We start from the raw sequence: 26422 nt of genomic DNA on the forward strand, positions 1-26422 counted from the left end.
TTGCGGGTTCGCCTAGAAACAGCTAACATACTTTAATGGCAGATGCAAGTACATCTTTTGGTGATGAACCAATATACATAACATTTTATCACTTTTTTCCCTTTTGTACGACAAAAAAGCCCCTCCCAAATTGGGAAGGACAACATATTACAGCTGACTAGCAGGACCGAAAAATTCATAATGAACCCGCTCTTCAGCCACCCCACATTGCTGCAGAGCTTCTTTGACAGTTTTCATAAAAGGAATTGGGCCGCACATGTATACATCGACATTCGTTTGCTCGATAACAGACCGCATAAATGAAGCGTCAATAAATCCTTCCTTCTTAAAATACGGATGAGTTCGGTCAGCTTCTGACGGTTGTTCATAACAAACATAATAAGATACGTTCGTTTGTTCTGCGAGCATGCGCAACTCTTGATCAAATGCATGAACGCGACGATTGATTGCCGCACAAATAAAAGTGATTGAACGATTTGGCTGTTGTTTTACGACTGACTTCGCCATACTTAATAATGGTGTAATACCTACGCCACCGCTAACGAATATAACAGGAGTTTCCTTGCTCATGTCGATTGTAAAATCACCAGCTGGTGCACTTAATTCCAGCACGTCCCCTTCTTTTACATGATCATGTAAATAATTCGATACAATACCGGCAGGCTTTTGTGCTGTTTCAACTTCCCGCTTTACACTTATGCGGTAGTGCGATTTCCCTGGTACATCCGATAAACTATATTGACGAATGTGCGTATATTTTTCGCTTGGAATTTGCACTTTCACACTTACATATTGTCCTGGAAGAAAATCGCTTATTTCCCCTCCATCTTGTGGAACGAGATAAAATGATGTGATAACATCACTTTCTTTCACTTTTTTCTGCACAACAAAAGGACGAAAATCAACCCATCCTCCTTGTTTTTTCGCTACCTCATCGTACATTTGTTGTTCTACTTGAATAAATACATCAGCAATTACGCCGTAAGCTTCTCCCCATGCTTCAATCACTTCATCTGTCGCAGCTTCACCAAGTACATCTTTAATCGCCAGCAATAAATGTTTCCCAACGATCGGATAATGCTCCTTTTTTACCCCTAAACTACGATGTTTATGACCAATCTGTTTAACAACGGGCAAAATGTCCTCTAAACGATCGATATGCTTCGCTGCTGCATATACAGATGCGGCCAACGCCTTTTGTTGTCTCCCTTGCTTTTGGTGAGCATGGTTAAAAATGTTCAATAACTCTGGGTGATTAGAAAACATCAGTTCATAAAAACGCCGTGTAATTTGTTCCCCATATTGTTCTAACACAGGAACCGTTGATTTGATAATTTCAATTGTACGTTCGCTTAATAAAGATTTTGTTGCGCCCATCACACATATCCCCCAAAACATATATTTTATATACATGTTTATTGAATCATATAAAAAACAAAAAAGCAATATATAAAATACATGTTTTTTATCACATAACGGCGAGACGAAAGAATGTGCTACTATATAAAGTAAATAACAAATGAAAGGTGAAACATGATGCAGTTAACGAACTATACAGAATATGCGTTGCGCGTTCTTCTCTTTTTAGGAACGTTAGAAGAAGGTGAAAAAACAAACATTAAAGAAATTTCCCGCACGTTTTCCATTTCAGAAAACCATTTAAGTAAAATTGTATACGACCTCGGAAAACTCGGACTTATTGAAACGATTCGCGGGCGAAACGGCGGCATTCGCCTCGCTAAAAAACCAGAAGACATTCGCATCGGTGCTGTCGTTAGGCAAACGGAAGAGAATTTATCTCTCGTTGAATGCTTCGCCGCTCATGGAAACGACTGTATTATTACGCCCATTTGTCAGTTGAAACATATTCTTCATGAAGCATTGCAAGCATTTTTACAAACACTCGACAATTATACACTTGCTGATTTACTACAAAATAAGCAAACATTAAAAACATTTTTTAACTTCCCTCGTTTGTAAACAAACGGAGAGCATGCTAAAATGAGGACAAATTTAAGAGAAGGAGATGCTGTCATGTTACAGACGATGTTGCCGCAAGAGTTGATGACGAAAGCGGCTCAACGTGTCATGAAGCTGCTACCGTACAAAAAACATAGCGACTTAATTAAACGTGCGTGGCAGTTGTATCGCACCGGGCATGTATATAACGTGACGATCGAGGACAATGTGCTGAAAGGGAAAGTAACGGATAAGGGACATACATATGAGCCGTCTTTTCGGTTAAAGCAAGCGGCGGGTTCATCGTGCACTTGTACAGCTGTCGGTCTATGTCCGCACAATGTTGCGTTATTTTTATATGCGTACAATCAAATCGATGCAGTCGGGAATTTAATTAGAACATGGAAAGAACCAGCGACAAAACGAAAAAAAACAGAAAGCAATGAAACACAAAAAGACGTACAAGTGAAACAACAAACCGTTCAGCAACAGAAGCCAAACGAGAAAGATGGAAACAATGCATTAAACAACACAAATATCGTTGACGCGTGGTGGCAATCGTTTGAAGAGAAATATCGCCGTATCCCGCTATACAATGTAACGGAAGAAGAACATATGCGCAGGCTCGTTCAATCGTTTTTCCCAACATTCGAACGTCCGACATCTAAAGCATCGTTTTTAGACCATTTATATTATGTCCATGCCGCCTTATTTACATTTATTAAACTTGTTCATATTCCGCAACAACCATGGGGCTACTCCGCGATGATGCAAGAGCGACATGTAGAACAATTTTCTTCAACCGTCCAACAAGCGATCACAAATTTAGCGAAAAAACCGCGTACAAAAGTGCATGAACAACTTTTATACGCTACCATTCCATATGTAAGAAACGTATTATCAGGCGAATTAACGTACTTTAGCCAAATATTAGATGTATACGAAACGATATGGACAAGCGTATTGACCGACGAAACACATCGCCAAGAAGAATGTACATGGGCGATTGAACAGTTAAATAAAAAAGAAACCATAGAAGAAAAAATACCATTTATCGGCGCCGCTTCGTACGTGTCGTTTTTGCTTGAAAACGATCATCGTGCGTATCAGCTCATTGAACCGTTTCCATACTTAGCAACAGAACATATCGTCCGTTTTATGCATATGTCATTTGCGAAAAAGCAAATTCAACGTGGAGCTGATTGGTTTCATCGGCTCGAACAAAATGTGGAAACATACTTATATTCGCTTCATATAACTGACCGTGAGTGGTTTGTTCAACATGTACTATCCGCCTATGTCCAATATCGTATCGCTACAAAAAATGAACAAACTGAACGGTACGAACAGCTTCTTCAAAGGCTGCTTCCGTACAGTTTTTATACGTACATCGATTACTTATTTGATGAACAAAAATGGAGAGAACTCATTGAATTGTATATGCTTAAAAAAGCAACCGTCGACATGATTCACCCGTTCCATTTAAAAGCAGTCGAACAAGCAGATCGTTCGCTCGTTCTTCCTTTGTATCACCAAACGATTATGCATTATATTGAACAAAAAAATCGCAGCGCATACGAACAAGCAATAAAACATTTACGAAAACTGCGCGCCCATTACCGCGCATTAAAACAAATGCCTCGCTGGGAAACATATATTACAACATTAGCTGAACAAACAAAACGATTACGTGCCTTTCAAGATTTATTACGGAAAGGGAAATTCATATGATGCAACTTGAACTAAAAAGCCGCTGGCTCGATGAACAAAAACATTTTTTCATTTATAGTGATGATGCGCACCCAGATCAGTGGAAAGAGCTCGTCTTTTGTTGGCATGAAGAAACGTTTTACGGGACATTTGCGACAGTCGATACAATCGGAAACCATATTGGCATCCTTCTTTCGCCTTGGGAGGCGCTTACGTTTTTTGCTTATCCATCGTCCAATCGATTTATTCATATGATGTGGGACGAACAAAGCAAACAATTTCAAACATGGGCAAAACAAATCATGGGACATATCGAACAAAAGCAGTTTATGCCTGACTTTGAAACATGGAAAAAAGGGCAATTCGGCTGGAAAGGTACAGAAGAAGATCATCCGTTCGTTGTGATGTGGCGCTCTGAAGCAATAAACGGCTGGATTCAATCGGACGTGGAGCTAAAACAAACGTGGCAACAAATCGTTGACACATATCCACTTCTCACAAGCGACAGCGCTTCGTTCATGGACGAGCATGACTGGCTCACCGAAATTGGCTGGGACAAAAACCGCCCGCCGTTTATCGTCGCCATTCGTTTAAACGAACCTGAGACAGATGGTGGCGCATGGTCGCTTGAAACGGTGCTCATCGACACAACAACAAACGACATCACCGTGTATCCGCATATACCAAAAGCTTGGCAAGCGTACGCGAGCCATATTGAACGAGCCCAACAACGCTGGCAAACGATCGTTCCATGGCTGAGCGAAAATGGGGCGCTGCGCACGCAACTAAACGAAGAAGAAGCGTGGCGCTTTTTAGTGGAAGCGACAATCGAACTCACCGAAGCAGGCGTTCGCGTTATCGTGCCGGAATGGTGGGAAGTCGTCAAACAAACGCGCCTTCGTGTAAAAGCACGAGTGAAATCATCGGCAACATCTGTATTCGGACTCGATGCACTCGTCGATTTCGACTGGCGCATCGCTACAAACGGCGTCGAATTGACCGAACAGCAATTCGCCGAACTCGTTGAACAAAAGCGCCGCCTCGTACGCATTCGCGACCAATGGGTGCAACTTGACCCTGCCGTCATTCAACACGTACAAAAACTGATGAAACAAGCGAAACAAGAAGGTTTATCAATTCGCGACGTACTCATGCAAACGCTCGCTGAGAAAACAAACGAACAACATGAGGACGATGAAGCGATTGACATTGAACTAAATCGCTCGTTTGCCACACTCGTACGAAAAATGAAAAACATTGACCATATTCCAACGGTCAGTATTCCGAGCACGTTCCATGGCACGCTACGTCCATATCAACAACGTGGCGTCGACTGGCTCATCTTTTTACGCCAGCTTGGCTTCGGAGGATGCTTAGCGGACGATATGGGACTTGGGAAAACGATACAAATGCTAGCCTATCTCGCCTATGTGAAAGAAAACGAGAAACGAAACGGCCCTGCTTTACTTATTTGTCCAACGAGCGTCATCGGCAACTGGCAAAAAGAATGTCAGCAGTTCGTCCCGTCTTTAACCGTCTACGTTCATCACGGATCCAATCGTGGACATGGAGATACGTTTGTTGAAAAAGCAAAAAGCTGTGACCTTGTCATTACATCATACAGTTTGGCCCATTTAGATTTCGACGACCTCGCAAGCATCGATTGGGATGTCATTTGTTTAGATGAAGCACAAAACATTAAAAATGCCCAAACGAAACAAGCGCGTGCCATTCGTAAACTAAAAGGACGCCATAAAATTGCGCTCACCGGTACACCGATTGAAAATCGACTAAACGAACTTTGGAGCATCTTCCACTTTTTAAACCCGGGCTACTTAGGCTCACAAACAGAGTTTCAACGTCGCTTTGCAACGCCAATTGAGAAAAACGGAGATGCGCAAGCAACGGAAAAACTACAAAAACTCATTCGTCCATTTTTATTACGGCGAACGAAAACAGATGAACGAATTGCGCTCGACTTGCCAGACAAACTCGAACAAAAAGAATATTGCCCGCTCACCGTCGAGCAAGCATCCTTATACGAACAAATTGTGCAACAGTCGCTTGAAAAACTCGAACAAGTCGATGGGTTTGCACGACGTGGCATCATTTTACAAATGTTAAACAGCTTAAAACAATTATGTAACCATCCAGCACTATACTTAAAAGAAAAACATCCAAAGCAAATCGTCGAGCGATCGCATAAAGTAGAAAAGCTACTTGAGCTTGTTGAACAAATTCGCGAAAACGGGGAAAGTTGCTTAATCTTTACCCAGTACATTCAAATGGGCGAGATGATCCAACACCTTCTTTCTACGCATTTGAAAGAAACCGTCGTCTTTTTAAATGGAAGCACACCGAAACAAACGCGCGATGAAATGATCGAACAGTTTCAAAACGGACAGTTTCATATATTCATTTTATCGCTCAAAGCTGGCGGAACAGGTTTAAACTTGACAGCCGCCAACCACGTCATTCATTTTGACCGTTGGTGGAATCCGGCTGTAGAAAACCAGGCGACAGACCGCGCGTATCGCATCGGGCAAACGAAATTTGTCCATGTACATAAATTTATTACAACCGGGACGATTGAAGAAAAAATTGACGATATGCTCGAGAAAAAACAAGCGCTAAATGAACAGCTCATCCAAAGCGAAACGTGGATTACCGAGCTGTCGAACGAACAATTGCGGGAACTATTTACCCTTTCATGAGGTGAAATATGGCAAAGAAAAAAGGAACGAAGCAACAAACGTTATGGGAGAAACTGCTTGAACAAATGGCAAAAAAACTAGAAGAGCGAAAAAAATAAACAGCCGGTTGCATCGGCTGTTTATTTTTGAATATAAAACTTTCTCGATAACGTAAAGCTATACACAATCGGAATGACGAACAACGTTAAAAAGGTGCTGCTAATTAGTCCGCCGATAACGGTAATCGCCATCGGCTGATTAAGCTCTGCCCCATCACCGATGCCAAAGGCGAGCGGCAACAAACCTAAAATTGTCGTTAACGCCGTCATTAAAATCGGACGAAGACGAAGTTTCACCGCGGTGACAATAATGTCCCGCTCTCCGCGCGCCCGCAATTGATTCATATAATCGACAAGGACAATCGCATTGTTAACAACAATTCCCGCAAGGACGATGCCACCGATAATGACCATGACGCTCATCGGTGTATGTGTGAACCATAATCCTCCCGCAATTCCAATGACCATTAATGGAATCGTAAACATAATAATAAACGGATGTTTAAACGATTCAAATTGCGCCGCCATCACAAGATAGACGAACGTCACCGCCAACCCAAACGCTAAAGCTAAATCATCAATGGACGACTCAAGCAACTCGCGATCTCCCCCGAAAACAATATCCGTTTCTGATGGAAGATCGAGCTTTTCGATTTCCCGATCAACAAGCGCTGATATGTCGCCAAGTGTCACGGAACTTTTATATTTCACCGTAAACTGGACGGCGCTTTGTTCATTTACTCGCTGAATTTGAACACGGCTTTTTCCGATCGAAACGGATGCAATATCGCCAAGCTTCACAAACGATCCATCCGGCTTTTTCACAAGCAATTGTTTTAAATCGGCAACAGAATTTTTTACGTTTGGATCGTACTCGACCGTCACATCATATACGTTGGCGTTTGTGTCAATGATGCGCGTCGCTGTCATTCCGCGCGTCATTTGTTGGGCAACGATGGCGACTTGCGCTGGTGTAAGTCCATGTTGCAACGCTTTTTCCCGATCGACTTTCACTTGTATTTCATCGACTGTTTCTGATAAATCGGTTGACACTTCTTTGACTTCTTTTAACGACGTTAATCGCTTTTCAATTTGACGAACGGCTTCTTTCAACCTTTTCTCATCCGTATCTTTTACGCTAAATGTTAACGTATTTGGCGCACTTCCGGTCGATGCTTGCAAGTTAAATGACACTTCCGCGTTTTTGTTCACTTTTTTCACCGCTTGTTGCACAGGGGATTTTAACTCATCAACGACAACGAACACCGAGCGATCACGCTTATCTTTCGGCTTCATTTTCACGTATATTTCCGCGACGTTGCTTTGCGCTGTTCCACGAAACGACTGTTCTTGTGTCGAACCGATCAGGCTTACGTACGTTTCGATGTCATCGACGCGCTTTAATTCATGTTCAATCGCTTGAACAACACGTTCTGTCGCCTGTAAAGAATCACCGTCACCCGTTTGCACCCGAATCGAGAAAAACCCTTCGTCTGTATTCGGCAAAAACTGCATCCCGACTTTCGTTAACCCGACCACACCGACACCAAGCAAACTAACTGCCAACAACAACACAACAAAACGGTGGCGCAATGACCAACGTAAGCTTCGTTCAAGCGCACGCATCGGGGCGGAAGATAATCGCGCTTCTTCGCGGTAACGTCTGCGCGGGCGCAACCAACGGCTCGCAAGCATCGGCACGACGGTTAATGCCACGAACAAGGAAGCGAGCAAACTAAACGCAATCGTTAGCGCAAACTCGGTAAATAAATCACCGATTAATCCGGTAATAAATAATACCGGAATAAACACAGCTACACTCGTCAACGTCGATGCGACGATAGCGCTGCCGACTTCGCTTACCCCGTCTTTTGCCGCTTCTTTCGGCTCTTTTCCCATCGTTAAATGGCGGGAAATATTTTCAATAACGACAATCGAGTTGTCAACAAGCATCCCGATCCCAAGAGCTAATCCGCCAAGCGTCATAATATTTAACGTAAAATCGGAAAAATACATTAAAACAAACGTCACGATGACAGAGTACGGAATGGCGATGCCGATAATGATTGGACTTTTCATGTTTCGTAAAAAAATAAACAGCACCGCCATCGCAAACGCTCCACCTAACACGAGCGACTGCGCGATATTGCGAATCGTCCGTTCAATAAACTCCCCTTGGTCAAATAATATATCAGCATGGACGTGTTGAAATTGCTCTTTTTTCAATAGCTTGTCTAACTGCTTTTGAAACGCTTTGGACACTTCCGCTGTGTTCGCATCCGCTTTTTGCAACACGCTCATTAACACAGACGGCTGTTCATTCGTTCTTGTGATCGTTTGTTGTTCGTCTGAAACGAGTTCAACTTTCGCGACATCTTGTAGACGAATACGCTTTTTTGTCAACGGATCAATCGTAATCACGAGTTTTTTTAATTCATCAACCGATTGCACCGTACTTAAAATGCGCGTCGACAATTGTCGTTCATCGATGACAACTGTTTCCCCTGGCAACGACACGTTATTTGCTGAAATGAAGTTTGCAATATCTTGTTGGGAAAGCCGATACGTGCGCAGTTTATTTTGGTCGACGAGCACACGTACACGCTTTGTTAGCGTGCCAGATACGTTTACGCTCGCTACCCCTTCCGTTTTTGCAAGCTCTGCTTTTAACTGTTGCGCTAACGTTTGTAATTCGTCCGTTCCTTTTTTGCTCGTTAACGTCAGTTGGATGACTGGGAACTGCGATGGATCAAACTTTAAAAATCGCGGCTTTTGCACGTCATCGGGAAGCGGCGTTTGATCGATCCGCTGCATGACGTCATTTTGCCTATCATCGATGATAGTCGCCCATGAAAACTGCAGTAAAATGAGCGTCGAGCCTTCTTGCGACGTCGACGTCATCGACTTTAACCCCGGCAACGTCGCTAAGCTGCTTTCTAACGGCTTCGTCACTTTTTCAAGCACTTCGGTCGGCCCAGCTCCCGGATACGTCGCCACAACAACCCCAACGGGTGGTTGAATATCAGGAATAAGCTTCATCGGAATATTCAATAACGATACCGCCCCTAAAAGAATGACGATGATCATCGAGACAATCGTCAACACTGGGCGCCGAATCGAAAAATGGCTAATGTTCATCCCTTCGCCCCCTCTGCATCATTCTAATTGTTAGGGTAGCGAACCGCTACGTGTATGTCAAATTTTACATTAAAAAATAATCGGCCACATCATGACCGATTATTTTTTCTTCACAAATGTTTCTTTTTTAAATGACCGCAACAAAGAAAGAATCATAAGAAGCATGATAACCGTAAATGGAAACGCCGCAATAATTGATGCGGTTTGAAGCGCCTGTAATCCGCCTGTCCAAAGTAAAATGGTGGCGGTCGCGGACTGAATGATTCCCCAAGTCAATTTAACAGAGTTTGATGGATTTAAACTTCCATTTGTCGTCTGCATTCCTAGCACAAATGTCGCCGAATCGGCTGATGTAACGAAAAACGTACAAATGAGTAAAATCGCTAACCCCGATAAAATCGTGCTCAATGGGAAATGTTTAAAAACAGAAAAGAGCGCCATCTCAATGCCTGACTCATTCATCGTTTCCATAATGTCTGCCCCCTCAAACATTTCTAAATACAGGGCAGATCCGCCAAACACAGAGAACCATAGAGCGCTAAAAATCGTCGGAACGAGCAATACACCGATCATAAACTCTCGCACTGTCCGTCCCCGCGACACGCGCGCAATGAATGAGCCAACAAACGGAGCCCAAGCAATCCACCATGCCCAGTAAAAAATAGTCCAAGCACGCGGCCATTCACTTTGTTCGAACGGACTTAACCGTAAACTCATAGATGGTAAGTTTTGAATATACGAGCCGACCGTTGCGGTAAATACATCCATAATAAAGTTTGTCGGTCCTGCAAACAGCAAGAAAAGCATCAAAAGCACTGCAAGCATCACATTCGTATCACTTAATATTTTAATGCCTTTATTCAATCCTGTTTGGGCTGACAACATAAATAATACCGTAACGACAATGATAACGACGAGCTGTGTCGCAAAACTGTTTGGTATACTTGGAGAGAGGTGAGACAATCCCCCACTAATTTGAATCGCCCCTAATCCAAGTGAAGTCGCTACACCGAAAATGGTCGCATAAACCGCTAACGTATCGACGGCAATCCCCGTTAATCCATTTACACGCTCACCCAACACGGGACGCAGTACGCGGCTAATCACTCCCGGCTCTTTTTTTCGAAACTGGAAATAAGCTAACGCTAGCGCGACAACCGCATAAATCGCCCATGGATGCAATCCCCAATGGAAAAACGCATATCGCATCGCTACACGTCCGGCTTCTGCTGTTTCTGCTTCACCAACAGGTGGGCTGTAAAAATGATACATCGGCTCAGCCACGCCCCAAAACACTAACCCGATTCCCATGCCGGCACTAAATAACATCCCAAACCATGTTCGATAACGATACTCTGGCTTCTCATCATCTGCGCCAAGGCGAATGTTTCCGTATTTCGAAAAAATCATCACGAAGCAGAAAATGAGAAAAGCCGTTGCCGACAATAAATAAAACCAACCAAACTTATGAATTAAAAAATCTTGTATTGTTGCGCTTACTTTCGCTAAGTGAAATTGCGGCAACACATGTTCAGGGATCACTCCCCATCCAATAAATAAAATCGCAATGACAAGAGAAACATAAAAGACAGGTGTTGTGTTCCTCATCAAATTCCCCCTTTTTTCATTGTGCTTATGGGGATCGTGTTAGCGTCTTCGGGTATTTGTGAAACATGCGACCATAATTATGGTAACAAAATGGAAAGGGGAAGTCAAATAATATGACTTCCCTTGGTTACATATCCTTTTTATGCCAACGCCATGCGCTTGCGATAATGTCTTCTAACGAACGTGTCGCTTGCCAACCAAGCTCGCGCGCAATGTTTTCCGATGACGCCACAAGTCGCGCAGGATCTCCCGGGCGGCGCGCTGTATATTCGATCGTTGCTTTTTTACCTGTGACGCGTTCACACATGTCGATCACTTCTTTGACCGAATAACCGAGCCCGTTGCCAAGATTGTATGTCGCTGTCTTTTTCTCGTCCGAAAGAAGAGCGTGCAGCGCGAGAATGTGCGCCTCCGCTAAGTCTGTCACGTGAATGTAATCACGAATGCATGTGCCATCTCGTGTATCGTAGTCTGTGCCAAACACTGAAATTTTATCGCGCAATCCGAGCAAATGTTGCAAAATAAGTGGAATTAAGTGCGTTTCCGGGTGATGATCTTCCCCAATTTCACCGCTTTCATGCGCACCGGCCGCATTAAAATAACGCAAGACGACGTAGCGTAAATCGTACGCCGAGGCAAAGTCTGAAAGCATATGCTCGATCATTAATTTCGAGCGACCGTACGGATTAATTGGGTTTGTCGGGCAATCTTCCGTAATAAGATCAACGTTTGGAATGCCGTATACAGCCGCTGTCGATGAAAAAATAAAACGTTTGACACCATATTCCATCATCGTTTCCAATAATGTCAGCGTCGCTGCGACATTGTTTTTATAATATTTCATCGGTTCGGCAACCGACTCACCTACTAAACTATTTGCCGCAAAATGCATCACCGCATCGATCGGATATTTTTCAAATATGCGTACAAGCGTCGCCCGATCGCCTAAATCGCCATGAACGAACACCGCTCGTTTATCCACGAGATGACGATGCCCTGTCGATAAATTGTCGAGCACAACGACCGGCTTCGTTTCAACTAATTTCTTTACCACATGGCTGCCGATATATCCCGCTCCACCAACGACTAAAATCATATAGAAGCTCCTTTCAGCCGAATATATTACCATATTAACATATATGGAAAAATTGAGAACCACTTTTTCTTTATTTTATCGGTTTTCTCCCGATCGAATGGTATTCGATTTCATATTTTTTTATATCATCAAGGGCATAACAATTGCGCCCATCAAAAATAATCGGCGTTTTCATTTGCTTAACGTATACAGATAAGTCCAGCTGGCGAAATTCATCCCATTCGGTTAAAATCATCGCCGCATCAGCATCTTTTAGCGCCTCTTCCACACGACTTGCATATATGACTTCCTTCGGCAACACACTTTTCGCTTTATTCATCGCGATCGGATCATAAGCAACAACAGTTGCCTGTTCCGCAACAAGCTCACGTGCAACAACAAGCGAGGCGGCTTCCCGCATATCGTCTGTATTGGGCTTAAATGACAAACCGAGAAGAGCGATTTTTTTCCCTGCGAGATGTCCAAATCTTTTTTTCGCTTTTTCAATTAGCTTGCGTTGTTGTTTATTGTTTACTTCAATCACTGCCTTCAGCAATTCGAAATCGTGATCAATATTTGCCGCAATTTTCGCTAACGCTTTCGTATCTTTCGGAAAACAAGACCCGCCGTAACCGATACCAGCACGTAAAAACGAGGAACCGATGCGTTCATCCATTCCCATCCCCACTGCTACTTGTTCAACATCTGCCCCTACTTTTTCACATATGTTCGCAATTTCATTAATAAAACTAATTTTCGTCGCTAAAAAGGCGTTTGACGCATATTTAATCATTTCTGCACTGCGAATATCCGTGTGAAAAATCGGAATGCCAAACGGCCGATGAATATCTGCCACAACAGATGCCGCTCGCTCATCATCCGCACCGATCACAATGCGGTCGCCATGAAACGTATCATGAATCGCAGACCCTTCACGCAAAAATTCTGGATTTGATACGACATCGATATGCACATGTGGAACGAGCTGCTTAAACATACGTTGTATTTCATGATTTGTCCCAACTGGCACCGTACTTTTCGTGACGACGATCACGTCTTTCGTCACCGCCGAAGCAATGTCTCTAACCGCTTGCTTCAAATGCGTCAAATTCGCCGAACCATCTTCATTTTCAGGCGTGCCGACCGCAATGTAAATAACATCTGCTTCTCGATATGCGCACGCCCCATCTGTCGTAAAAAACAATCGATTTGCTTCCATATTTTCTTTCATTAACGGCTCAATGCCCGGCTCATAAATCGGCGAGATACCTTGTCGCATCCGCTCGACTTTTGCTTCATCGACATCCACACACGTTACCCGATGCCCAATATGCGCGAGCGCCACACCTGTCACTAAACCAACATATCCTGTCCCGACGACGACAATGTTCATTGCTAACCTCCGTGCACGTTTTTTTTTCAGTTTACACAAATGTGAGCGTGTTTGCACGATACAGCTATCGAAAAAAATGAAAGATTTCTCTTATAAAAACATAGAAACTCGTCTATCATTATAGTAAAAGAAAAGGAGGAGAAAGTGTTGCAGAAAAAACAAACCGTCTACCAATTAAAAATTGCGTTGCGTGGTATTCGTCCTCCCATTTGGCGACGTGTACTTGTTCCAAGCAATATTACATTCGATCAACTTCATCTGATCATTCAAGAAGCGATGGGATGGAGAAACTATCATTTGTATCAATTTGACACGGGAGATGCGATCATCGATGTACCGCATCCAGATGATTTTTTTACACACCATTGGAAAGATAAGCTCGATTCTCAAAAAGTGCGGATAAAAACATATTTAAGTCAAGAAAAGGACAAAGTCTTATATACGTATGATTTTGGAGACAATTGGGATCATATCATTACATTAGAAAAGATTGAAAGACGAATGGAACCGTTGACACATCCTGTTTGCATTAAAGGAAAACGGGCATGCCCACCCGAAGATGTCGGTGGCGTTTGGGGGTACCAAGATGCAATCGATATGATGCAAGACGATACAAGAAAACAAGAACGGGAAGAGTTTCTCGAGTGGTATGATGAATGGTACGGAGATGACTTTGATCCGGAATATTTTGATATAGAGGAAGTAAATAGAAGACTAGCAACAATCAAATTCAAATAAATGCCTTTTTTAGGGCTGACTCAAAAGTCCGCTTTTTAGCGGTCTTTTCGGTCAGCCCCTTTTCTGTATCTCCAAATGCTCCTTTAACCGTTGCGAAATGGCTGCGTGGGGCGTGACAGGCACGCTGTCCACATTCTTGCCAAATGGGCCGTATCATTTGTATAATAGAAGCAGATATTTCATAAAATAAAAAAGACTGAGCGCTGCGAACGCTCAGCCGAAGCAACTACATGCCGCAAGAAGAGCGGCTGACCGAATTGAATCAGAGATTACCGAAAAGGAGTAACCGTCTTAATCCATTGGTCGTGGGGGAGCGGTTACTTCTTTTTGTTTATATAGACGACCATCGTGACGATCAATGTTAGCATCCCTATCAGTACTAGACTGAATTGAGCAACTAAGCTTAATGCTTCGTATGTCGTCATTTTCCCACCTCCCTCCATTAGGGAAGTGGTCAACCGCCCACCCTGCTTATGTAGTTGCTACTACTGCGATTGTAACATGTCCGTATGCTTTCTTCTACAAATCCAGGCAATATGTCTCAAACGCAACCGCTATACCGAGCCTATAAGAAGATTCCATCATTTTTTGTAGACAAACTCTCATTCTTGCCAAATTCCACATATTTTTTCTTCTGTTCTTCTTTCGTACCTAAGAAACATTGCAATAGCGCGTCGATATTCATGAATGGGGGCGTGTGTGTTTGCGGTTGCTTATATAAATAAAAACTACCCCAGCGATAATGTTCGGAAAGATGAGCAATACTGGCCTCGACAGAATTGAGGTGAATGTAGCGGCTTACTTCCAACATGCCTTTTTCCTCATAAACGCATAAAACAGAGAGCCCATCTATGACTCTCTGTTTCTACAAATCTCGACATCCATCGGGGCGTGACAGGCACCGTTATTACTTCACCAATTCTAACGGCACCGGAATGAATTTTTCTACTGTTTCGCCATTTACAACTTTTAGTGCTGTTTTGACGGCGTTTTCCCCGATTAGTGCTGGTTTTTGAGCAATGGTTGCGGCCATTTTTCCTTCTTGTACAGCTTTTACTGCATCATCCGTTGCGTCAAATCCAACAACGATCACATCTTTCATTCCATGCGCCTCAAGTGCTTCTAACGCCCCTAACGCCATTTCATCATTGTGCGCAAACACTGCTTTTATATCTTTTTGACTTTGTAAAATATTTTCCATAACTGATAATCCTTTCGCACGGTCGAAATCAGCAGCTTGTTTTGCAACCACTTTAATGTTGCTTGCTTTGTCAATGACTTGATGGAATCCTTCACCACGTTCACGTGCCGCTGATGAGCCAGGAATTCCTTCTAATTCAACGATATTTCCACCATCTTTTAACGCCTCAACAATAAACTCACCAGCCATTTTTCCTCCTGCAACGTTATCTGAAGCAATATGAGCAACAACTTCCCCACCATCTGCACTACGGTCGACCGTAATGACTGGGATGTTCGCCTTGTTCGCCGATTCAATCGCTGATGCAACAGCGCTAGAGTCCGTTGGGTTAATTAAAATAATATCTACACCTTGTTGAATTAAATCTTCGATATCGCTCGTTTGTTTCGCTGGATCGTTTTGTGCATCAACAACTGTTAACGATACATTTGCTTCTTTCGCTGCTTTTTCTGCCCCTTCCTTCAACGTGACGAAAAACGGATTGTTTAACGTCGAAATTGATAAACCAATTCTCACATCTCCTTCTTCCTTTTTCTCCGTGCTGTTCGTTGAAGTACCGCTGTCTAGTGAACAACCGATAAGCCCCCACATGACGACTAAAATAACTGTCAACATTCCTACAATTTTCTTCATCATTCTCCCCCCGCTTTACTTAAAATTTATATCAAACTTCTTTTCGGCGATCTAAAATCACCGCAAGAAGAATGACAACACCTTTAATGACTTGTTGGTAAAAAGATGACACGTTTAATAGGTTTAATCCATTATTCAATACCCCAATGATTAACGCTCCGATAAGCGTACCAAAAATCCAGCCGCGTCCACCGGATAAACTAGTCCCTCCTAACACAACCGCCGCAATCGCATCGAGCTCGTAAGCAGTTCCTGCAGTCGGTTGAGCGGAATTTAGACGAGAAGTTAAAATTAAACCTGCCAAAGCCGCTAAGCCACCTGTTAAGGAATAAATCCAAATTTTTAAACGATCAACGCGAATACCCGATAAACGAGTCGCTTCCTCATTTCCACCAATCGCATACGTATGGCGACCGAACGTCGTTTTCTTTAATACGACATAAAGTAATACATAAGCAACAAGCATCAATACAACGGGAACAGGAATTCCGAGAAAATAACCACGTCCAATCATTTGGAAAGCCAGTTCATCCGAAAAACCGGTAATCGGCCGTCCCTCTGTATACACAAGGGTAGCCCCTCGAAAAATAGTCATTGTCGCTAATGTCGCAATAAATGGAGCGACGCGCCCTTTCGTAATAATAACGCCGTTTAGCGCCCCCATAGCGAGTCCTGCGGAAATACCGATCATCATTGCGAAAACACCGTTCATTCCATTTGCCATCAATCCAGCCGCAAATGCGCTAGAAAGTGCTAGCACGGAACCTACTGATAAATCAATTCCACCTGTTAAAATAACGAACGTCATCCCAAATGCAATAAGTGCATTAATTGATACTTGTCGCAAAATATTAAGCCAGTTATCGAGTGTAAAAAAGCTATCGCTCAAAAAAGTAAGTACAATACAAAGCAACAACAAGCCTACTAACGGTCCAAGCTTCTTTATATTTAACTTCCAAACAGTTGTCGTCCCTTGCACGATTGGCTTTTGCATTATACGTCTCCCCCTGTCGCCGCGCGCATAATCGTTTCTTGATCGACATTGTCGTTCTGCAAGATCGCCGTTACTTTTCCTTCATGAACAACCATAATCCGATCACTCATCCCTAGAATCTCAGGTAGTTCCGACGACACCATGATGATCGCAACACCTTGCGCAGCTAGCTCATTCATCATCTCATAAATTTCTTTTTTTGCCCCAACGTCTACTCCTCGTGTCGGTTCATCTAAAATCAGTATGCTTGGATTCATCGCCAACCATTTTCCAAATACAACTTTTTGTTGATTTCCTCCACTTAACGATTTTACTTCCATCTCAGCGGAAGCTGCTTTAATATGAAGTCGTTCGATTAAAGAACGAACAAGCTCATTTTCTTTTTTGTTATCGATGAATCCAATCGTTGCCAACTGCCCTGCTTTCGGCAACGTTAAGTTTTCACGAACGCTCATTTGTAAAACAAGCCCTTTTCCTTTTCGATCTTCAGTAATAAAAGCCATCCCGTATTCCACTGCTTGACGCGGCGATGTGATTTTTACTGGTTGTTGATTCAAATAAACCGTTCCTGCATCAGTTTTTCGAATGCCAAAAATCGCTTCCATTATTTCCGTACGACCGGCACCCATCAACCCAGCAACCCCTAAAATTTCTCCTGCACGCACCGTAAACGAAACGTTATGAAACACCCCGTTTTGTGTCAATCCTTCGACGCGAAGCCGCTCTTCACCGATTTGGACGCTTCGTTTCGGGAAGCGCTCTCCAATTTGTCTGCCGACCATCATATGGACAATCTCATCAAATGTCGTTTCACGTATTAGCTTCGTTCCAATAAACTGGCCGTCGCGCAAAACGGAGATGCGGTCGCAAATCGTAAAAATTTCTTCCATCCGATGTGAAATGTAAACAATTGCAACCCCTTGTTGTTTTAACGTACGAATGACGGTAAAGAGCGTTTGAATTTCGCGATCGGTTAATGCCGCTGTTGGCTCATCCATGATTAAACATTTGGCATTCGTTGATAATGCTCTAGCAATCTCGATAACTTGTTGCTTACCAACCGATAAACACCCCGCTATCTCATTCGGATCGATGTCCATGCCAAGTTTTTGCAAATATCGTTTTGCTTCTTCTGCCATTTCTTTTTGGCGAATCCATCCCGTTTTTCCAATCGTTTGTTCTCGCCCTAAAAACATATTTTCCGCTACCGTTAACGTTGGGATGATATTTAGCTCTTGATGAATAAACACAATGCCGTCTCGCTCTGCTTCTTTCGGATGCCGATAATGTACCTCTTTCCCATCGACCGTAATCGTCCCAGCATCTTTTTCGTACATTCCCGTCAATATTTTCATTAACGTCGATTTTCCAGCTCCGTTCTCCCCCATTAGCGCATGTACTTCGCCTGCACATACTTCAAAATCGACTCCGTCTAAGACGAGATGATGATGAAACGCCTTTTTAATTCCTTTCATTTGAATGAATGGCACGTTCGTCTCCTCCTTAAAAATTAACGCCGGAGTGAAGAATTATATTAGCGTAAGGAGTCGCCTCTCCTGTGCGAATAACCGCTTTCGCCGATTTCATCATTTCTTTTAACCGTTCATGTGAAACGGTATGTTGTGTCGTGTTCACAAATCGTTTTTGAATCTCTTGATACATCACAGGATTATGTGTTTGCATTTCTTCCGCAATCGTAATCGCTTCAATCTCTAATTCTTCTAAAATCGGATCGAGTACGGACAAAAAAGATGGGAAACCTTTAATGAGCGATAAATCAATGCGCGTTACTCCTTCCGGAATCGGCAAACCACAATCAGCAATCACGATCATATCCGTATGCCCTAAAGAAGCAAATACGGTATTCAATTCTTTATTTAATACTCCTTGTTTTTTCATCTCTTTCATCCTTTCTCCGCAAGAAACGACTCTAGTTCTCTATCGGTTGGCATCCCGGTTTGTGCTCCAAGCTTTGTGACGGAAAGTGCCGCTGCTGCATTTGCATAACGGCAAGCCTCTTCTAATGCCATACCTTTACTTAACGCTACGGCAAGCGCTCCATTAAACGTATCCCCCGCTCCCGTCGTATCGACAACTGGTACGTGAAACCCTGGAATAAGCACCCACTCACCGTTTCGTTGGAATGAAACGCCACGCTTTCCTTCAGTCACGATCAATTTGTGCGCCCATTGTTTTAACGTTCTCCCCGCTAGCACGATATCTCGCTCGTGTTCATTTGGCGTCAAAAAGTCGACTTGATCGAGCAATGTGTCTGGGAGCGGCTGTGCCGGTGCTGGGTTTAAAATGACGCGAACACCGTGACGTTTCGCGATCGACACTGCTCGTTCTACGACGGAAAGTGGAATTTCTAACTGAAGCAGACAAACATCGCTTGTCGCAATTTTCTCTTCCCAACGCTCTAGATCGTCTGGACATAGCGCATGATTGGCTCCAGGAACGACGATAATGCGGTTATCTCCTTCCGAAATGACAATTGTCGCAATGCCAGTTTCGTTATATGTAACCGGTTTCACACCATCGACAATAATTCCTTCTTTCTGTAAATGATGAAGCAGCTCTGTTCCGAATGCATCGTTACCGACCGCACCAATGAGGTGGACATCCGCACCAAGCCGTGCTGCCGCTACCGCTTGATTCGCTCCTTTCCCCCCAGGGATGAGGCGAAACGTTTCCCCTACTACCGTTTCGCCTTGAAGCGGCATTCGTTTTGTGATCGTTACTAAGTCCATATTGATGCTTCCAATGACCGTAATTTTCGGCTTTCTCACGATTTTCCCCTCCTGCGCGTCGAATCCCGTTCAATAAGTTTAACAGGCAGTACGTAATGAAGCTGATCAATCGGCTGCCCTTCAATTGTTTTCACTAAAAGCCGTGCCGCAATCGCCCCCATTTCATAAATTGGTTGCGAAATGGTTGACAGCTCTGGCGTTGTCATCTCCGTTAACGGAATGCCATCGTACCCAATAATCGCAACATCTTCTGGAACACGTAGTCCCAATTGTTGAACAGCTTTTAGCGCCCCAACCGCCATCGCATCGTTCCCAGCAAAAATGCCATCAATTGAATTCGTTTGAATCGCTTGCAGCACCGCTTCTTTCGCTTGTTTCAGTTGATAATTCCCTTGAATGACAACTGCTTCTTCCCAAAGTCCTAAACTTTTCATTTCATCGCGATATCCGTAAAAACGTTGCATTGCGTTCACGACATGCGTTGGTCCTTGAATATGGGCAATTTTTCGGCATCCAATGTCATACAAATGCCTCGTCGCTACACGAGCGCCACTGTAGTTATCCGCAATGACCGATGGAAATGAATGATCAGATGGACGGTCCAAAACAACAATCGGAACATCTAACTCGGCCACTTCTTCCATCGCCAATTGATTCGTCGTTAAAATCATGCCATCCACATATTTTTGTTTTAAGACATCCATATATTGCTTTTCTTTTTCGCTTTTTTCATCCGAATTGCATAAAATCACGGTATAGTCATAAATGTTCATGACATCTTCCACCGCACGAACAAGTTCAGGGAAAAAAGGGTTTGAAATATCAGGAACGATGAGCCCAATCGTTTTAGACGTTTTCTTAAATAACGTCCGCGCGACTTCATTTGGCTTATAGTTTAGCGTTTGAATCGCTTTCCGCACCCGTTTTTCCGTTTCTTCGTTCACATAGCCGTTTTGGTTTAGCACGCGTGAAACCGTAGCAACCGATACCCCTGCCAATTTGGCGACATCCCGGATTGTAGCCATAATTCTCCACCTTCGTTTCTGTAACCGGTTACATATAATATAACAGAAATCGTAAAAAACAAGCAAGTATTTTCAAGTTTTTATCGACAATATTCGTACAAAACAGAGAACCACTATGACTCTCTGTTTCTACAAATCTCGACATCCATCGGGGCATGACAGGCACCGTTACAGGCGATCCTTTATACATTCCTCCACATAAAATAACCGCACAGCTTTCAAATTTGGTGAAATGTATAAAAATAAAAAACTGTATTGTAAGCGTTAACAAATGTCATTATAATAACTTCAAACGCGTTTATACTTTAGTGCAAACGTTTGCATCTTTACTTCACATGAAAGGATGTGTATAGATGAATAATGTGAAAAAAGTATGGTTGTATTATTCTATAATTGCTACCTTAGTTATTTCCTTTTTCACACCTTTTTCAACAGCACAAGCTAATACTGCACCTATTAACGAAACAATGATGCAATATTTTGAATGGGATTTACCGAACGATGGAACCCTTTGGACAAAGGTGAAAAATGAAGCCGCAAATCTTTCTTCGCTCGGTATTACAGCGTTATGGCTTCCTCCAGCGTATAAAGGAACAAGTCAAAGCGATGTCGGATACGGCGTGTACGATTTATATGACCTTGGGGAATTTAATCAAAAAGGAACGATTCGAACAAAATACGGAACAAAAACACAATATATTCAAGCCATCCAAGCTGCCAAAGCCGCAGGGATGCAAGTATATGCAGATGTTGTATTTAATCATAAGGCGGGGGCTGACGGCACAGAATTTGTCGATGCGGTTGAGGTAGACCCTTCTAATCGAAATCAAGAAACATCTGGAACATACCAAATTCAAGCATGGACAAAATTTGATTTTCCCGGTCGGGGGAACACATACTCGAGTTTTAAATGGCGTTGGTATCATTTTGACGGTACCGATTGGGATGAAAGCCGAAAATTAAATCGGATTTACAAATTCCGCGGTACAGGAAAAGCATGGGACTGGGAAGTCGATACAGAAAACGGAAACTATGATTATTTAATGTTCGCTGATTTAGATATGGATCACCCTGAGGTTGTGACAGAATTAAAAAACTGGGGAACGTGGTACGTCAATACTACAAATATCGATGGATTCCGCTTAGATGCCGTAAAACATATTAAATACAGCTTTTTCCCTGAATGGCTAACATATGTACGTAATCAAACAGGAAAAAATTTATTTGCCGTTGGGGAATTTTGGAGCTATGACGTCAATAAGCTGCATAATTACATTACAAAAACAAATGGATCGATGTCATTATTTGATGCACCTTTGCATAACAACTTTTATACCGCTTCCAAATCGAGTGGATATTTTGACATGCGTTATTTATTGAACAATACATTAATGAAAGATCAACCTTCACTCGCTGTGACACTTGTCGATAACCACGACACGCAACCAGGGCAATCTTTACAGTCATGGGTCGAACCTTGGTTTAAACCACTTGCTTACGCCTTTATTTTAACAAGACAAGAAGGGTATCCTTGCGTATTTTACGGTGACTATTATGGAATCCCGAAATACAATATTCCAGGGTTAAAAAGTAAAATCGACCCGCTTTTAATTGCTCGTCGGGACTATGCCTATGGAACACAACGTGATTACATTGACCATCAAGACATTATTGGATGGACACGCGAAGGCATTGATACAAAACCAAACTCTGGACTGGCGGCTTTAATTACCGACGGCCCTGGCGGAAGTAAATGGATGTATGTCGGTAAAAAACATGCCGGAAAAGTGTTTTATGATTTAACCGGAAATCGAAGTGACACAGTAACGATTAATGCAGATGGTTGGGGAGAATTTAAAGTAAACGGAGGCTCCGTCTCAATTTGGGTGGCTAAAACGTCAAACGTCACATTTACAGTTAATAATGCCACAACAACTAGTGGACAAAACGTATATGTTGTCGGCAACATTCCAGAGCTAGGCAATTGGAATACTGCCAACGCGATTAAAATGAATCCATCTTCCTATCCGACGTGGGAAGCAACGATAGCGCTTCCACAAGGAAAAGCAATTGAATTTAAGTTTATTAAAAAAGACCAAGCTGGAAATGTGATATGGGAAAGCATTTCTAATCGAACGTATACTGTTCCTTTCTCATCAACCGGATCATACACCGCTAGTTGGAATGTGCCGTAATATGTTTAAAGTACAGCTTGCCAATAGAAACGGTAAGCTGTACTCTTTTAACACAATAATGAAATATAAACATGTTGAAATCAATATAGCGTTCTGGAGCCTTGATGATCGTTGGTTCTGCTCCTATGATAGACAGGTCTTTTACGTTCTTTTTTCAAAAATTAAGCCTCTCGCAAAAAATGAATTAATGACTGTAACGAAGGATGCGTAAAATTCCAATATCCTTTCTTCGCCGCCACTCCTATACTTGTTACTAATTCCGGTCGGGAGGCCAAAAATACATGAGCTTTAGCCTTAGCTAAATTTTTAGGGATACATCCCTTTCCTTTTACGCATTCAAAAAACTTCTCAATGCACTCTATGACAGGATCATCAGAAACAGAAGACATACACAAGTCTTCCAACATCCCTTTTTCAAAGTTACCAGGCATAATGAAAATACCTACTTTTCTCCCCAGATGTTCCTTCAGCTCGTTTTGTCGATTAGGTGCATGCAAGTGGATCGCATGCAGTGCGTTTTTTACACTCGCAAACGCTGCATCGGGATTGTTATCCGCATCGCGAATGATAATTAACGTTTTGACTCTCTCAAATCCCGTTAACAAACAAAGCATCTTCAAATGCTGGGTAAAGTTTCCTTTCCCTTCAACGTTAATCATTTCGAATCCTTCAATCCCTGCTTTGTCTAGCAGGGCCTCAAAGAAATTAACTTCATCCTTTCCTTCCACTAAAAGGAGCTTCTCACTTGTAATCTCCTTCGGCTTCAAGGTCACCGCACTTCCCACCCTTGCTCAATAGCCATTTCAAGTTCAGAAAAAGTAAATGTTTTCGGAGTGATCTTCTCACCAACACGCTCGAGTCGTATATAACGGAAATCTCTGTTTCCTTCCGATATTCCCGATACCGCGCTACTTAGGCATTCATAGCTATGAGTAGTTGCGAAAATTTGACACCCATAATCTGTGGCTGCCTTCATTAAGATCTCCCAAATTTTCGGCATCTTCGAATAATGGAATCCATTTTCAATTTCATCAATAAGAATAATCCCTTCTCTCGTATAGGCGATGGCTAATAATATCGTTAATAGTCTAGACAAGCCATCTCCCATATAAGCAAATGGCACTTTTTTCGACAACCCGATATCTCCATATAACATGGATTCACCATTTGGCAATGCCACAGAAACAAGCTTTTTCAAACGGGGTTCTATCGTTTGTAAATAAGGTAATAATTGTTCTGCTTCACCACGGATATCTAGCTCACCATATCGAACAGCTGTTTCCACAGGATTGAACGGAATTTTAGAACCAAGAAAATAAGCGTTTTGTATTTCTTTAAATTTTGCCTGTACAATCTGCATGCCGAATCCGCCGCTCGTGTTAATGAAAAAATGAAAAAGATCTCTTTCTCCTCGCTTTCCATCCCTATATTCAATTTTCACCATACTTTGAATCGCTTCATTAGAACTCCCAGAACTCTCTTCTCTGTTTACCGGGATAGAAAACACTTGTTGGTTTGCATCTTGAAAACAAAGGGACATCACCTCTTCCACACCATGTTCTCTTAAAATCTTTATTTTAATCGTTTCCTTTAAATCAAAATTATAAAAAATTGGTGCGAACATCGTATCAGATCGAACAGGTATGCCTGTCACCCCGCGCCAATTGTACTGTCGAATTAACATATTTGGATTCATACGATCAAAAAATAAAAATAGCGCCTCTAATAAAGTCGTTTTCCCTACATTATTCTTACCGCCAAATAAGTTTAATCTTCCTAAATCGTTTAAAGCGATATACTTTAAACTTTTGAAGTTTTCAATTTCGACTGAACGAATCATATGTATTCACCTACTATGCTACATGTTTTATTTACAAATAATGCCCAATCGATTAATTTTCGTATATCCTATCTACTGAAAAGATGGCGAAACTCCTCACAACAATTAGATAACATAAACGATGCATGTTTATTATAAAAAAACTGCTCAACCATTTGTTTTTTCACACATATATTCTTTTCACTACTATCGTCCAGATTCCTGCATGTATCGAAATAATTTTTTACTTTTACATCCATTCAGAAAAATCCCTTAGTACAGGCAATCAGCCATAAAAATCTTAAATAACGAGAAGCAAAAATGTCGCAAAGAGGAAAATAAGCGAGTGGCAATGATTCGATTGAAGGGAAGGACTGCCTGATGAAGAATGACAGTCCTCTGATAACTATTGTCTCTACTTCACCAATTTCTAAAGATGAGGCTATTTATCAAGTCGAGACAGAAAATACTACAAACCGATATCCAAATGCTCCTTTAATCGTTGTGAAATGGCTGTACGCTCTTCTTCTGAAACGACCAAATAATACACACCGTTTATTTTTTGACCTTTTCCTTGTATGTGTAGCTGCTCGATATGACGTCGTGCTTCTTTATAGTTCGCTTGAATTTGTTTCATGTCGTCAAATGTCAAATTTGTTTTTATATTTTTTCCTATCGCTTCAAGTATGTCACCATAGTTTGTAAGAGAAGAGAAGCTAGCTCCCTTTTTAATAATTGCCTCAATCACTTGTTTTTGCCGATCTTGTCTGCCAAAATCGCCACGTGGATCATCATAGCGCATACGAGCGTATTTCAATGCTTTCTCACCATTTAAGGTAATTTCCCCTTTAGGAAACGACTCTCCTTCATACTCAAATGCAAAAGCATTATTTACTGTTACACCGCCAACGGCATCTACGATATCTTTAAAGCTTTCCATGTTCACTTTAATGTAATAATCAATGGGAATGTCTAAAAATTGTTCGACCGTCTCAAGCGTCATTTCCACCCCACCAAAAGCGTACGAGTGGTTAATTTTATCCTCTTTCCCTTTACCGACAATCAATGTGCGTGTATCTCGCGGAATGCTTACCATTTCTATCGACTGCTTTTTCGGGTTCACTGTCATAACAATTAACGAATCTGCCCGACCGCGATCATTTTTTCGTTCATCCACTCCGATAAGCAAAAAGGATATCGGCTCACCTTTTCCGAGCGATAACTCATTCTCTCGCTGTTCCGAACGTTCTCGCTCAATCGGCTCATGCATCTCATTTATTGTTTCCTTGAACTTACCGTACATCGAAAAAGCATACGCTCCCGCCATGACAAAAAGTAGCACAACAATAGCTATAATCTTATAACGTATTTTTCCACCTTTGTTTGCTTCCATTTCTATCTTCCCTTTTATGCTGAGATACCATTCAAGTGA

General features: G+C 42.3%; 21 protein-coding genes. 5 read left to right on the forward strand and 16 right to left on the reverse strand.

The window, feature by feature from the left end:
• Positions 1 to 147 precede the first annotated feature (147 nt).
• The gene (gene hmpA, locus LD028_RS07065) at positions 148 to 1377 is read right to left on the reverse strand and encodes an NO-inducible flavohemoprotein (RefSeq protein ID WP_237811411.1); all 1230 of its coding nucleotides are present in this window, start codon (positions 1375 to 1377) and stop codon (positions 148 to 150) included.
• Between the two features lie 159 nt (positions 1378 to 1536).
• On the opposite strand from hmpA, the gene LD028_RS07070 reads away from it, so the two are divergent.
• The 3 genes from LD028_RS07070 to LD028_RS07080 are packed head-to-tail and all read left to right on the forward strand — an operon-like array spanning position 1537 to position 6383.
• On the forward strand, positions 1537 to 1980 hold the full coding sequence (locus LD028_RS07070) for an Rrf2 family transcriptional regulator (protein WP_077429903.1): 444 nt from the start codon (positions 1537 to 1539) through the stop codon (positions 1978 to 1980).
• Positions 1981 to 2034: 54 nt separating this feature from the next.
• Positions 2035 to 3690 (forward strand): SWIM zinc finger family protein, encoded by a 1656-nt coding sequence (locus LD028_RS07075; protein WP_238817831.1) that lies wholly within the window; start codon positions 2035 to 2037, stop codon positions 3688 to 3690.
• Entirely contained in the window at positions 3690 to 6383 is a 2694-nt protein-coding gene (locus LD028_RS07080) for a DEAD/DEAH box helicase (protein ID WP_237811412.1), read from the forward strand. The genes LD028_RS07075 and LD028_RS07080 overlap by 1 nt, the downstream gene beginning before the upstream one ends.
• 119 nt (positions 6384 to 6502) lie before the next feature.
• On the opposite strand, the gene LD028_RS07085 is transcribed toward LD028_RS07080, so the two are convergent.
• The 4 genes from LD028_RS07085 to LD028_RS07100 form a co-directional block, all read right to left on the reverse strand.
• Positions 6503 to 9559 (reverse strand): efflux RND transporter permease subunit, encoded by a 3057-nt coding sequence (locus LD028_RS07085; RefSeq protein WP_237811396.1) that lies wholly within the window; start codon positions 9557 to 9559, stop codon positions 6503 to 6505.
• Positions 9560 to 9658: 99 nt separating this feature from the next.
• Positions 9659 to 11167: a glycine betaine uptake BCCT transporter gene (locus LD028_RS07090; RefSeq protein ID WP_006319954.1), complete on the reverse strand. Its 1509-nt coding sequence runs from the start codon at positions 11165 to 11167 to the stop codon at positions 9659 to 9661.
• A 127-nt stretch (positions 11168 to 11294) separates the two neighbouring features.
• Complete coding sequence (galE, locus tag LD028_RS07095; protein ID WP_237811397.1) at positions 11295 to 12263, reverse strand: UDP-glucose 4-epimerase GalE; 969 nt, start codon at positions 12261 to 12263, stop codon at positions 11295 to 11297.
• 70 nt (positions 12264 to 12333) lie between these two features.
• Positions 12334 to 13635, reverse strand: a complete 1302-nt coding sequence (locus LD028_RS07100; RefSeq protein ID WP_006319952.1) for a UDP-glucose dehydrogenase family protein — start codon at positions 13633 to 13635, stop codon at positions 12334 to 12336.
• A gap of 144 nt (positions 13636 to 13779) precedes the next feature.
• Between LD028_RS07100 and LD028_RS07105 the strand changes: the two genes are divergently transcribed.
• Entirely contained in the window at positions 13780 to 14373 is a 594-nt protein-coding gene (locus LD028_RS07105) for a plasmid pRiA4b ORF-3 family protein (protein ID WP_006319951.1), read from the forward strand.
• Between the two features lie 317 nt (positions 14374 to 14690).
• On the opposite strand, the gene LD028_RS07110 is transcribed toward LD028_RS07105, so the two are convergent.
• The 8 genes from LD028_RS07110 to LD028_RS07145 all read right to left on the reverse strand — a co-directional run bounded on the left by LD028_RS07110 (position 14691) and on the right by LD028_RS07145 (position 20976).
• Positions 14691 to 14798 (reverse strand): putative holin-like toxin, encoded by a 108-nt coding sequence (locus LD028_RS07110; RefSeq protein WP_237811398.1) that lies wholly within the window; start codon positions 14796 to 14798, stop codon positions 14691 to 14693.
• Positions 14799 to 14938: 140 nt separating this feature from the next.
• Positions 14939 to 15184 (reverse strand): hypothetical protein, encoded by a 246-nt coding sequence (locus tag LD028_RS07115; RefSeq protein ID WP_309240404.1) that lies wholly within the window; start codon positions 15182 to 15184, stop codon positions 14939 to 14941.
• 96 nt (positions 15185 to 15280) lie between these two features.
• Positions 15281 to 16207, reverse strand: coding sequence for a ribose ABC transporter substrate-binding protein RbsB (gene rbsB, locus LD028_RS07120; RefSeq protein ID WP_237811399.1), 927 nt, complete (start codon positions 16205 to 16207; stop codon positions 15281 to 15283).
• Between the two features lie 31 nt (positions 16208 to 16238).
• Positions 16239 to 17201: a ribose ABC transporter permease gene (gene rbsC, locus LD028_RS07125; protein WP_052009613.1), complete on the reverse strand. Its 963-nt coding sequence runs from the start codon at positions 17199 to 17201 to the stop codon at positions 16239 to 16241.
• Positions 17201 to 18676, reverse strand: coding sequence for a sugar ABC transporter ATP-binding protein (locus LD028_RS07130; RefSeq protein ID WP_237811413.1), 1476 nt, complete (start codon positions 18674 to 18676; stop codon positions 17201 to 17203). Before LD028_RS07130 ends, rbsC begins: the two co-directional genes overlap by 1 nt.
• Before the next feature lie 28 nt (positions 18677 to 18704).
• Positions 18705 to 19100 (reverse strand): D-ribose pyranase, encoded by a 396-nt coding sequence (gene rbsD, locus LD028_RS07135; protein WP_237811400.1) that lies wholly within the window; start codon positions 19098 to 19100, stop codon positions 18705 to 18707.
• A 5-nt stretch (positions 19101 to 19105) separates the two neighbouring features.
• Complete coding sequence (gene rbsK, locus LD028_RS07140) at positions 19106 to 19990, reverse strand: ribokinase (RefSeq protein ID WP_237811401.1); 885 nt, start codon at positions 19988 to 19990, stop codon at positions 19106 to 19108.
• Positions 19987 to 20976 (reverse strand): LacI family DNA-binding transcriptional regulator, encoded by a 990-nt coding sequence (locus LD028_RS07145; protein ID WP_237811402.1) that lies wholly within the window; start codon positions 20974 to 20976, stop codon positions 19987 to 19989. Before LD028_RS07145 ends, rbsK begins: the two co-directional genes overlap by 4 nt.
• A 353-nt stretch (positions 20977 to 21329) precedes the next feature.
• On the opposite strand from LD028_RS07145, the gene amyS reads away from it, so the two are divergent.
• Complete coding sequence (amyS, locus tag LD028_RS07150) at positions 21330 to 23171, forward strand: alpha-amylase (RefSeq protein WP_237811403.1); 1842 nt, start codon at positions 21330 to 21332, stop codon at positions 23169 to 23171.
• A gap of 161 nt (positions 23172 to 23332) precedes the next feature.
• On the opposite strand, the gene LD028_RS07155 is transcribed toward amyS, so the two are convergent.
• The 3 genes from LD028_RS07155 to tagU all read right to left on the reverse strand — a co-directional run bounded on the left by LD028_RS07155 (position 23333) and on the right by tagU (position 26383).
• On the reverse strand, positions 23333 to 23944 hold the full coding sequence (locus LD028_RS07155) for a DUF3226 domain-containing protein (RefSeq protein WP_237811404.1): 612 nt from the start codon (positions 23942 to 23944) through the stop codon (positions 23333 to 23335).
• Complete coding sequence (locus tag LD028_RS07160) at positions 23941 to 25011, reverse strand: AAA family ATPase (protein ID WP_237811405.1); 1071 nt, start codon at positions 25009 to 25011, stop codon at positions 23941 to 23943. Before LD028_RS07160 ends, LD028_RS07155 begins: the two co-directional genes overlap by 4 nt.
• Positions 25012 to 25459: 448 nt before the next feature.
• Complete coding sequence (gene tagU / locus LD028_RS07165) at positions 25460 to 26383, reverse strand: polyisoprenyl-teichoic acid--peptidoglycan teichoic acid transferase TagU (protein ID WP_237811406.1); 924 nt, start codon at positions 26381 to 26383, stop codon at positions 25460 to 25462.
• Positions 26384 to 26422: the final 39 nt, after the last annotated feature.

It is taken from the genome of Anoxybacillus sp. LAT27 (assembly GCF_022030075.1).
Lineage (GTDB): Bacteria > Bacillota > Bacilli > Bacillales > Anoxybacillaceae > Anoxybacillus > Anoxybacillus kestanbolensis.

Excerpts from the sequence above, each read along its gene's own strand:
- LD028_RS07130 (WP_237811413.1), bottom strand. The coding sequence starts at position 18,676 with ATGAAAGGAATTAAAAAGGCGTTTCATCATCATCTCGTCTTAGACGGA.
- LD028_RS07085 (WP_237811396.1), bottom strand. The coding sequence starts at position 9,559 with ATGAACATTAGCCATTTTTCGATTCGGCGCCCAGTGTTGACGATTGTC.
- tagU (WP_237811406.1), bottom strand. The coding sequence starts at position 26,383 with ATGGAAGCAAACAAAGGTGGAAAAATACGTTATAAGATTATAGCTATT.
- amyS (WP_237811403.1), top strand. The coding sequence starts at position 21,330 with ATGAATAATGTGAAAAAAGTATGGTTGTATTATTCTATAATTGCTACC.
- LD028_RS07070 (WP_077429903.1), top strand. The coding sequence starts at position 1,537 with ATGCAGTTAACGAACTATACAGAATATGCGTTGCGCGTTCTTCTCTTT.
- rbsC (WP_052009613.1), bottom strand. The coding sequence starts at position 17,201 with ATGCAAAAGCCAATCGTGCAAGGGACGACAACTGTTTGGAAGTTAAAT.
- LD028_RS07115 (WP_309240404.1), bottom strand. The coding sequence starts at position 15,184 with ATGTTGGAAGTAAGCCGCTACATTCACCTCAATTCTGTCGAGGCCAGT.
- LD028_RS07160 (WP_237811405.1), bottom strand. The coding sequence starts at position 25,011 with ATGATTCGTTCAGTCGAAATTGAAAACTTCAAAAGTTTAAAGTATATC.
- LD028_RS07090 (WP_006319954.1), bottom strand. The coding sequence starts at position 11,167 with ATGAGGAACACAACACCTGTCTTTTATGTTTCTCTTGTCATTGCGATT.
- rbsB (WP_237811399.1), bottom strand. The coding sequence starts at position 16,207 with ATGAAGAAAATTGTAGGAATGTTGACAGTTATTTTAGTCGTCATGTGG.
- LD028_RS07145 (WP_237811402.1), bottom strand. The coding sequence starts at position 20,976 with ATGGCTACAATCCGGGATGTCGCCAAATTGGCAGGGGTATCGGTTGCT.
- galE (WP_237811397.1), bottom strand. The coding sequence starts at position 12,263 with ATGATTTTAGTCGTTGGTGGAGCGGGATATATCGGCAGCCATGTGGTA.
- LD028_RS07080 (WP_237811412.1), top strand. The coding sequence starts at position 3,690 with ATGCAACTTGAACTAAAAAGCCGCTGGCTCGATGAACAAAAACATTTT.
- LD028_RS07075 (WP_238817831.1), top strand. The coding sequence starts at position 2,035 with ATGTTACAGACGATGTTGCCGCAAGAGTTGATGACGAAAGCGGCTCAA.
- hmpA (WP_237811411.1), bottom strand. The coding sequence starts at position 1,377 with ATGGGCGCAACAAAATCTTTATTAAGCGAACGTACAATTGAAATTATC.
- rbsD (WP_237811400.1), bottom strand. The coding sequence starts at position 19,100 with ATGAAAAAACAAGGAGTATTAAATAAAGAATTGAATACCGTATTTGCT.
- LD028_RS07110 (WP_237811398.1), bottom strand. The coding sequence starts at position 14,798 with ATGACGACATACGAAGCATTAAGCTTAGTTGCTCAATTCAGTCTAGTA.
- LD028_RS07100 (WP_006319952.1), bottom strand. The coding sequence starts at position 13,635 with ATGAACATTGTCGTCGTCGGGACAGGATATGTTGGTTTAGTGACAGGT.